Here is a 9,097-nt window from a genome sequence, read left to right as displayed (position 1 = left end):
GGCCGGGCCGCAGGCCCATGCCTTCAGGGGCGCGGGGAACTGCGCGAGAAACCACACACCCACCCGCACCCGCCGACGAACCGCGCACCCCCGAGCTATGAGGCGCCCCCGGTCAGCTCTCGCACGCCGCCAGCAGCTCCTCCAGCTCCCCCGTCACCGCCTTCCCCAGCACCTCCAGATCCGGCACGGCCTCCGCGTCGGCGACCAGCCCGTAGTGGACGCTCCCCCGGTACGTGGAGATCGCCACCGCCACGGACTGCCCATGAGCCAGGGGGGCCAGCGGGTACACCTCGGCGAGCGGGCAGCCACCGAGCCGCAGGCCGAGGCTCGGGAGCGGCACGCTGGTGACGAGGATGTCGAACCAGAGGCGCGCGGCCTGGCTCACCAGGGGCCCGCCGAGCCGGTGCCCCAGCGGCGGCACATGGTCGGCGAGCAGCGCGACCGCCCCGGCGCCGCGGTTCGGCCCGGCGTCCTTGTTGCGGTCCATGGCCGTACGGACCGTACGGAGCCGGCCGAGCGGGTCGGGGTCGTCGACGGGCAGCTTCATCAGATAGCCGGAGAGCCGGTTGCCCTGGGGGTGCGCGGTGCGTGGCCGGCGCTTGGAGACGGGGATGAGCGCCCGGGGCGCGACCCCTTCGCTGCCGTCACCCCGCTCGTCCAGCCAGCGCCGCAGCGCGCCCGCGACGACCGCGATGAGGACGTCGTTGACGGTGCCGCCGACGGTCTTGCGGATGCGGTGCACGTCGTCGAGGTCGAGGACCACGCCGACGGTGCGGCGGGTGCCGCTCGGCTCGGCGGTCAGCGCGGCGGTGCCCCGCGCGCCCAGCGTCGCGTCGAGCGTGGTGCGGGCGACGGAGGTGCCGATGTCGACGGCCCGGCCCAGGTCGGAGAGGGTGCCGCGGAGGAGCGCGGGCAGTTTGCGCACCTCGCCGAGGAGGCTGCGCGGGGGTTCGGCGGGGCGTGGCCGGGGCGCGGGCATGTCCATGGGGTCCATGACGGCGGCGGCGAGGGTCAGCGCCCGCAGTCCGTCGGCCAGGGCATGGTGGAACTTGAACAGCACCGCGAAGGAGGTGCCGTCCTCCCCGGGCAGGACGTGCGCCTCCCACGGCGGCCGGTCGCGTTCCAGGGGGCGTTCCAGCAGCCGGCCGGCCACCGCGTGGAAGTCGCGGGTCGGCGCGTGGAGTCGTACGTGGTCGAAGGGCTCGAAGTCGGCGACGGGCTCGCGGGTCGCGCCGCCGAAGGTGAGCGGCAGGCGGACATCGGGCCGCCAGACGTCCCGGATCCGCATCCGCAGCGCGGACACCCCGGCGGCACGGGCGGCGAGCAGGTCGGCGGCGTGGGCGCCCGCGGTGGGCGAGTTCGCCGTGAAGACGCCGAGGGCTGCCAGGTGCATGGGATGTTCGGCGGACTCGATGTTCCAGAAGGCCAGGTCGAGTGGTGCGAGCTCGTCAGAAGTCAATGGCTTGCCTCGCGTCGACGACGGGTGAGTCTGCAGTCAACCGCCGTTGGCCGATTACGGTCAAGTACGATCGAGCTACGCTCAGTTAACAGCAGATTAAGTCCCACCTCCTGGCGAGAGGCGGGACCACTGGGACATCTGCCGTCACTTGGGGGTCATCTCAACCCACCCGGCCCAGCGCGGCGTGATGAACCGCACAGCCGCTCGACGCGCATCCGTGCAGAGTCACGACACCTGCTGGCCCTTGCCGAGGGCGATCACCCCGCCCTTGGAGACCGTGTACAGCTCGGCGTCGCGCTCCGGGTTGACGCCGATGGTGGCGCCCGGTGGCACCTGGACGTTCTTGTCGAGGACGGCGCCCCGGACGACCGCGCCCCGGCCGATGTGGACGTTGTCGTGCAGCACCGACCCCTGGACCACGGCCCCGGGGTCGACGACGACGCCCGGCGACAGCACGGACCGGGTCACCTGGCCCCGGATCAGACAGCCCGCACTGATGATCGACTCGCTGGCCATGCCGCCCGCGTTGAAGCGGGCCGGGGAGAGCTGGCCGGAGCTGGTGTAGATGGGCCAGCTGCGGTTGAACAGGTTGAAGGCGGGGCGCTCGGCGATGAGGTCCATATGGGCGTCGTAGTAGGCGTCGAGGGTCCCGACGTCCCGCCAGTAGCCGCGGTCGCGGTTGGTCTCGCCGGGCACGTGGTTGGCGCTGAAGTCGTACAGCTGCGCCTCGCCCCGCTCGGTGAGCTGGGGCAGGATCGAGCCGCCCATGTCGTGGACGGAGTTCTCGTCCTCGGCGTCCCGCTGGAGCGCCTCCACCAGGGCCTTGGTGGTGAAGATGTAGTTGCCCATCGAGGCGAACACGCACTCGGGGTCGTCTACGAGGCCGGGCGGGTCGGCGGGCTTCTCCAGGAAACGCTCCACGGACCGGCCGTCGGAGCCGGGGGTGATCACACCGAAGGAGGAGGACTCGGTGCGGGGCACGCGTATCCCGGCGACGGTCACTCCCGCGCCGCCCTCGATGTGCTGGGCCAGCATCTGCCGGGGGTCCATGCGGTAGACGTGGTCGGCGCCGAAGACGGCGACGTACTCGGGCTGTTCGTCGTGCACCAGGTTCAGGGACTGCAGCAGCGCGTCGGCGCTGCCCAGGTACCAGCGCGGGCCGAGCCGCTGCTGGGCGGGGACCGGGGTGACGTAGTTGCCGAGCAGGCTCGACATCCGCCAGGTGGTGGTGATGTGCCGGTCCAGGGAGTGCGATTTGTACTGGGTCAGGACGCAGATCCGCAGGATGTCCGCGTTCACGAGATTGGAGAGTACGAAGTCCACGAGACGGTACGTCCCGCCGAAGGTCACCGCGGGTTTCGCGCGGTCGGCGGTCAGAGGCATCAGCCTCTTGCCCTCGCCGCCCGCCAGTACGATTCCCAGCACCGAAGGTCCACCGCGCCGCATGCCGCCGCCCCTCTACGCCCGGTTGTGCCGTGCTCTGTCCTGTGTGCCTACCCCTGTTTGAGGACTTCCTCGTACAGGTGGACCGTCCGCCGGGCCACCGCGTCCCAGCCGAACTCGCGCACCGCGCGCTCCCGGCCCGCCTCGCCCATACGGGCGGCGGTCGCGGGGTCGGCGAGGACCGAGTCGAGGGCGCGGGCCAGCTGAGCTTCGAAGCCGTCCTCGGTTGACACGAGGAGTCCCGTGACGCCGTCCTCCACGACCTCCGGGATACCGCCCACCCGTGACGCGACCACCGCCGTGCCGCAGGCCATGGCCTCCAGGTTGACGATGCCGAGCGGTTCGTACACCGAGGGGCAGACGAACACGGCGGCGTGGGTGAGGAGTTGGATCACCTCCGGGCGCGGCAGCATCTGCGGGATCCAGTGCAGGCCCTCGCGGACGCGGCTCAGCTCCTCGAAGAGGTCGCGGAACTCCCGGTCGATCTCCGGGGTGTCGGGGGCGCCGGCGCACAGCACGACCTGGACGTCCGGGTCGATGGCCCGTACGGCCCGCAGCAGATGGGGCACGCCCTTCTGGCGGGTGATGCGGCCGACGAACAGGACGTAGGGGCGGGCCCGGTCGAGGCCGACGCGATCGAGGACGTCCGTGGCGTGGTCGGGCCGGTAGAGGGAGGTGTCGATGCCGTTGTGCACGACTCGCACCCGGGCCGGGTCCAGGGCCGGGTAGCAGCCGAGGATGTCGTCGCGCATGGCGCCGGACACCGCGATCACCGCGTCGGCGGATTCGATCGCCGTGCGCTCGGCCCAGCTGGACAGGGCGTAGCCGCCGCCCAGTTGCTCGGCCTTCCAGGGGCGCAGCGGTTCCAGCGAGTGGGCGGTCATCACGTGCGGGATGCCGTGCAGCAGCTTGCCGAAGTGGCCGGCGAGATTGGCGTACCAGGTGTGCGAGTGGACGAGTTCCCGGCCGTCGAGGCCGGCGGCGATGGACAGGTCCACGGAGAACGTGCGCAGTGCGTCGTTGGCGCCGTCCAGCGCCGACCAGGGCCGGTGGCGTACGACGCCGCCCGCGGCGCCCTCGCCCCAGCAGTGCACGTCGAGGTCGACGAGGGACCTCAACTCCCGTGCGAGGAACTCGACGTGGACCCCCGCGCCTCCGTAGACGTCGGGCGGATACTCCCGGGTCAGCAGGCCGACTCGCACCCGGAACCCCCTGTCTCACATGACTCGTTCCCACATGGTCACCCACACGGGGCGGTTGGGGAAGAGCGCCATGTCTCTAGCGGGTGCCACCCGTCCTGCCCGACGGCCGGGTCCGGGCCGGTGGCCGGTCGAAGCAGCAGTCGCCGCAGAGTCCGCCGCCGGGCAGCCGGTAGTAGAGGCAGCAGCTGCGGCGGCGGTGGGTGGCGGGGTCGAGGGTGCCGGCGAGATCGGGGTGGGCGAGCTGCGCGGCGGCCAGCCGACGGGCCCGGTCCGCTGCCTCCGCGCGTCCGTGCGCGGCGGCCCAGCGGTCGATCTGCCGCACGGCTCCCATGAGCGCCGAGGCCGCGTTCCCCCAGAGCAGACGGAGGGAAACGGGCAGTTGGGAGCAGAGGGCCGCCGCCAGGGGGACGAGATGCGCCTCCCGTACGACCTCGCCGAGCCGGTCGGCGGGCAGCATCCGTACCCCGGTCAGCCAGAGGTCGTCGGGGGCGCTCGCGTCGGGGTCCCAGTGCAGCAGTCGGGGGTCGAGATCGGGGACGCGGCCGTGGAGGGCGGCGGTGCCGAGGGCGACCGACCACAGCCGGGCGGCGAGGCCGAGGTGGGCGATGGAGGCCGCGACGCGGGGTTCGGGGGCCCGGACGCTGTCCGCCACCTTCCGGACACGGAAAATTACGGGATTCGCGTAAACCTCCTTCTTCACATCGGCATCCCGTGCCGCGTACGCCTCCGCGAGGGTGGGCAGCGGGCGCCCCGGTGCTTCCCCCGTGCGTAGTACGAAGAAGCCGCCGAGGGCGGAGAGGTCCGTGAGGTCGGCGGCATGGTCCACGACATCGAGTAGTACCAGGGCCTACGGGCGGGTTCGCGGGGAGGGGTGCACTCCGTGTCGCCCCTCCTGAGGATGACGGGCGGCGAGTCGTACTCCATCGGCAGTACGACGCAATGAGTGCTCAGGTACGACGACGCGAACACGTTCGCGAGGCATCGTGGTCACCATGAAAGCCGACCGTTCGCAGCGGCGGGCCGAGCGCCCCCGCCCCTCGTCGAGGAGCCGCTCATGAGCGCCCTCGCGTTGTCCGTGCTGCTGTCGTTCGTCTCCGCCGTGGCCTACGCGGGCGGTGCGATCGTGCAGGAGCGTGTCGCGGTGACCTCCCCCGGCCGGACCTACGCGCCGCTGCGCCGCCCGGGCTGGTGGGCCGCCGTCGGACTGAACGGTCTCGGCGGGCTGCTGCACGTGGTGGCCCTGGCGTACGGCCCGCTCAGCCTGGTGCAGCCGCTGGGCGCGCTGACCATCGTCTTCGCCCTGCCCATGGCGGCTCTCTTCGTCGGCCGCAGGGCCGGGGCGACGGCCTGGCGGGGCGCGATCATGGCGACGGTGGGTCTCGCGGGCCTGCTCTCCCTGGTCGGTACGGCCGACGCGCAGTCCCTGGACACCGCCGAGCGCGTGCTGGTGGCCCTGGTCAGCGCGGGCGCGGTGGCGGCGCTGATGACGGCGGCCCACGCCGCGCACCGGCATCCGACGACGCGCAGCATCCTGCTGGCGGTGGCGTCCGGTGTCGCGTTCGGCATGTCCTCGGTGTTCACCAAGACGGTGGCCGTCGACTGGACGGACGGTGTCGCGCTCGCCGACCTGCCGACCCTCGCGGTCATCGGTGTCTTCGCCACGGCCGGTCTGCTGCTGTCCCAGGCCTCCTACCGCAACGGCGGCCTCGCGGCCCCGCTCGCCACCCTGACCGTCGTGAACCCGGTGGTGGCGGCGGCGGTCGGCATCACGATGTTCGGCGAGACGTTCCGCTACGGCACCACGGGCACCCTCCTCGCCCTGGGCTGCGGAGTCGTCGCGGCGGGCGGTCTGATCCTGCTCACCACCGAGCGGCTCCACGAGGAGGCGCGGCGCGAGCGGGTCGGGGACGAGGACACGGCGGACGCGTCGACGGTCGCCGACCGGGAGGCGGCCCTCGCCGTCGAGCGGCTGCTCGCGGGGCTTCCCTCACGGCCGGCCGGGGTCCCGGCGGCGGCCGACGGGTCGGTCGGCCTCGATCAGCGGGTGGTCGTACCGGCGCCGTTCCGCAGGGCCGGGGGCTCCGGTGACGAGGGGCGGCCCGAGCTGGAGCTGCGGCCGTTCCACGGCGAGCTGTATGTGCCGCGGCCGCACGGCGACCGGCATCGGGACCACGTCGGGACGTGAGCGGGAGGCCCGGAGCGGGCCTCCCGCGGTACGTCGGCGCGTCAGAGACGCACCCCTCCGGCCCGGAGATAGGCGATCGGGTCGACGTCACTGCCGAAGCCGGGCCCCGTCCGCACCTCGAAGTGCAGATGCGGGCCCGAGCTGTTGCCCGTGGAACCGGAGCGGCCGATGCGCTGGCCCGCGCTCACATGCTGCCCCGCCTTCACGGAGATCGCCGACAGATGGGCGTACTGCGTGTACCGGCCGTCGGCGTGCCGGATGACCACCTGGTAGCCGAAGGAGCCGCCCCAGCCGGCCGTGACGACCTCACCGGAGGCCACGGACTTCACGGTGCTGCCGGTCGGCACGGGGAAGTCGACACCCGTGTGGTAGCCCTTCGACCAGGAGGAACCGGAGGCGCGGTAGGGAGTGCCGAGGGAGGCGTTCACCGGGGCGACCCGGGACCCAGACTCCTGCCGCGAGTCGGTCCGCTGCTCCCGCTTCTGCTCCTTCTTCCGCTCCTTCTTCTCTTCCTTCTCGGGCCGCTCCTTCTTCGGCTGCTCCTTCTTGTGCTCCTTCTTCGGGGCGGCCGAGGTCAGACTCAGCCGCTGGCCCGGCAGGATGCGGTCCGGGTCGGAGCCGATGATCCTGCGGTTGGCGTTGTAGAGCCCGCGCCAACCGCCCTTGACCTCCTCGGACTCGGCGATCTCGGAGAGCGTGTCGCCCCGGACGACCGTGTACATCTCGACCTTGCCCGCCTGCGACTGGGGCGTGGTCTGCGGTTTGACGTCCTCGATGGTGCGCGGCGCGTCGCCGCCGCGGGTGAGGCCCGCGCGGACCGAGCAGTGGGGCCAGGCGCCGGGGCCCTGGCCGTCCAGCACCTTCTCGGCGATCGCGATCTGCTGTTCCTTGGTCGCCAGGTCGGCGCGCGCGGCGTAGGCCCTTCCGCCGTACGCCTCCCAGGTCGACTGATTGAACTGGAGGCCGCCGTAGTAGCCGTTGCCGGTGTTGATGTCCCAGTCACCGGTGGACTCGCAGGCCGCGACCTTCTCCCAGGTGTCCACGTCGGCCGCCTCGGCGACTCCCGTACCGATCAGCGGGAGTGCGATGCCGGCGCCGCCGGCTGTGACCGTGAGTGAAGCACGGTTGATTCTGTTCGGCTGGTACCGGCGGTGCCGGCCGCGTACGGCCATGGAGTAGCCCCCCTCGCCTCTGCCACGAAGTCGCAAAAGTAAGCGCCGCGAACAGGCCATGACAAGACGAAAATCCAGCCGCACCAACCTCGCGAGTGGCGCGGAAACGACCTGTCCCGGCGCGTAAGTACCTCTGTCCGGCGCACGCGTGAGCGGGTGCGGCGCGTGAAGCGCGCCGGTTGCGCGCTCCATTGAGGCAGGTGGGGCCCTTTCCGCGTACTCAAGAACGACGTGCCGCGCGGTGCGCAAGGGGCCGCCGCACGTCAGGATGACCGGAAGGGCAATACTGGCGAGCACTGACGGCAGCACCAATATGAGGACCTACCGGCACCACTTGTGCATCACGACGTGACCATCACGACTCGACCGATTCACCGGCACCACTGATTCCAGGATCCATAGGAGCCAACCGCATGAGCACTTCAGCCCAGATCGGCGTCACCGGCCTCGCGGTCATGGGGAGCAATCTCGCCCGCAACTTCGCCCGCAACGGCTACACGGTCGCCGTCCACAACCGCTCCGCGGCGAAGACCCACGCGCTGGTGGAGGAGCACGGGCACGAGGGCGACTTCATCGCGGCCGAGACCGCCAAGGACTTCGTCCAGGCGCTGGAGCGCCCCCGGCGTCTGGTGGTGATGGTGAAGGCCGGCGGCCCCACCGACGCGGTGATCGAGGAGTTCGCGCCGCTGCTGGAGCCCGGCGACATGATCATCGACGGCGGCAACGCGCACTTCGCCGACACCCGTCGGCGGGAGGCCGCGCTGCGCGAGCAGGGCATCCTCTTCGTGGGCGCGGGCATCTCCGGCGGTGAGGAGGGCGCGCTCAACGGGCCCAGCATCATGCCGGGCGGCCCGGCCGAGTCGTACGACTCCCTCGGCCCGATGCTGGAGAAGATCTCCGCGAAGGCCGCCGACGGGGCGCCGTGCGTGACGCACGTCGGTCCGGACGGCGCCGGGCACTTCGTGAAGATGGTCCACAACGGCATCGAGTACGCCGACATGCAGCTGATCGGCGAGGCGTACCAGTTGCTGCGCGATGTGGCCGGGTACTCCCCCGCGCAGATCGCGGAGATCTTCCGCACCTGGAACACCGGGCGCCTCGACTCGTATCTGATCGAGATCACCGCCGAGGTGCTGGCGCACGTGGACGCGGCGACCGGCAAGCCGTTCGTGGACGTCGTCGTCGACCAGGCGGAGCAGAAGGGCACGGGCCGCTGGACCGTGCAGATCGCGCTGGACCTGGGTGTGCCGGTCTCCGGTATCGCCGAGGCCGTCTTCGCGCGCTCGCTGTCCGGGCACGCCGCGCTGCGTGACGCCTCGCGCTCGCTGGCGGGCCCGAAGGCGGCGCCGCTCAGCGCGGCCGAGGCGGGTGCCTTCGCCGACCGGGTCGAGCAGGCGCTGTACGCGTCCAAGATCGTGTCGTACACGCAGGGCTTCCACGAGATCGACGCGGCCCGCGCCGAGTACGACTGGGACATCGACCTCGGCAAGGTCGCCTCGATCTGGCGGGGCGGCTGCATCATCCGCGCGGCCTTCCTCGACCGTATCCGCGCCGCGATCTCCTGCGCGAACGTCTCGTCGGACAGCAGGCTCGGCAGGTCCGGCCGGGCGTCGTACGCGGCGCGGATACGGTCGAG

The 9,097-nt window shown here is 71.8% G+C and carries 7 protein-coding genes; 2 read left to right on the top strand and 5 right to left on the bottom strand.

The genetic code is table 11. The features are described 5' to 3' along the window. Window positions 1-112: 112 nt before the first annotated feature. The 4 genes from AOK23_RS13675 to AOK23_RS13660 all read right to left on the bottom strand — a co-directional run bounded on the left by AOK23_RS13675 (window position 113) and on the right by AOK23_RS13660 (window position 4,930). Window positions 113-1,459 (bottom strand): wax ester/triacylglycerol synthase family O-acyltransferase, encoded by a 1,347-nt coding sequence (locus tag AOK23_RS13675; RefSeq protein WP_055712987.1) that lies wholly within the window; start codon window positions 1,457-1,459, stop codon window positions 113-115. A 225-nt stretch (window positions 1,460-1,684) separates the two neighbouring features. Next, window positions 1,685-2,905, bottom strand: coding sequence for a glucose-1-phosphate adenylyltransferase (gene glgC / locus AOK23_RS13670; protein WP_055712986.1), 1,221 nt, complete (start codon window positions 2,903-2,905; stop codon window positions 1,685-1,687). 47 nt (window positions 2,906-2,952) lie between these two features. Then, complete coding sequence (gene glgA / locus AOK23_RS13665) at window positions 2,953-4,104, bottom strand: glycogen synthase (RefSeq protein ID WP_055712985.1); 1,152 nt, start codon at window positions 4,102-4,104, stop codon at window positions 2,953-2,955. A gap of 76 nt (window positions 4,105-4,180) precedes the next feature. Next, window positions 4,181-4,930 carry a (2Fe-2S)-binding protein gene (locus tag AOK23_RS13660; protein WP_055712984.1) on the bottom strand — a complete coding sequence of 250 codons (750 nt, stop codon included), beginning with the start codon at window positions 4,928-4,930 and terminating at the stop codon, window positions 4,181-4,183. Between the two features lie 228 nt (window positions 4,931-5,158). Between AOK23_RS13660 and AOK23_RS13655 the strand changes: the two genes are divergently transcribed. Continuing rightward, entirely contained in the window at window positions 5,159-6,289 is a 1,131-nt protein-coding gene (locus tag AOK23_RS13655) for a DMT family transporter (RefSeq protein WP_206336197.1), read from the top strand. Window positions 6,290-6,330: 41 nt separating this feature from the next. On the opposite strand, the gene AOK23_RS13650 is transcribed toward AOK23_RS13655, so the two are convergent. Next, window positions 6,331-7,461 carry a transglycosylase family protein gene (locus AOK23_RS13650; protein WP_055712982.1) on the bottom strand — a complete coding sequence of 377 codons (1,131 nt, stop codon included), beginning with the start codon at window positions 7,459-7,461 and terminating at the stop codon, window positions 6,331-6,333. A 413-nt stretch (window positions 7,462-7,874) separates the two neighbouring features. Between AOK23_RS13650 and gndA the strand changes: the two genes are divergently transcribed. Beyond that, on the top strand, window positions 7,875-9,097 hold a 1,223-nt coding region (gene gndA, locus AOK23_RS13645; protein WP_240496377.1), incomplete at its 3' end, for an NADP-dependent phosphogluconate dehydrogenase.

The sequence above is a fragment of the Streptomyces torulosus genome, from assembly GCF_001419765.1.
In the GTDB taxonomy this organism is placed as follows: Bacteria; Actinomycetota; Actinomycetes; order Streptomycetales; family Streptomycetaceae; genus Streptomyces; species Streptomyces torulosus.
This window is presented reverse-complemented; position numbering and strand designations above follow the sequence as displayed.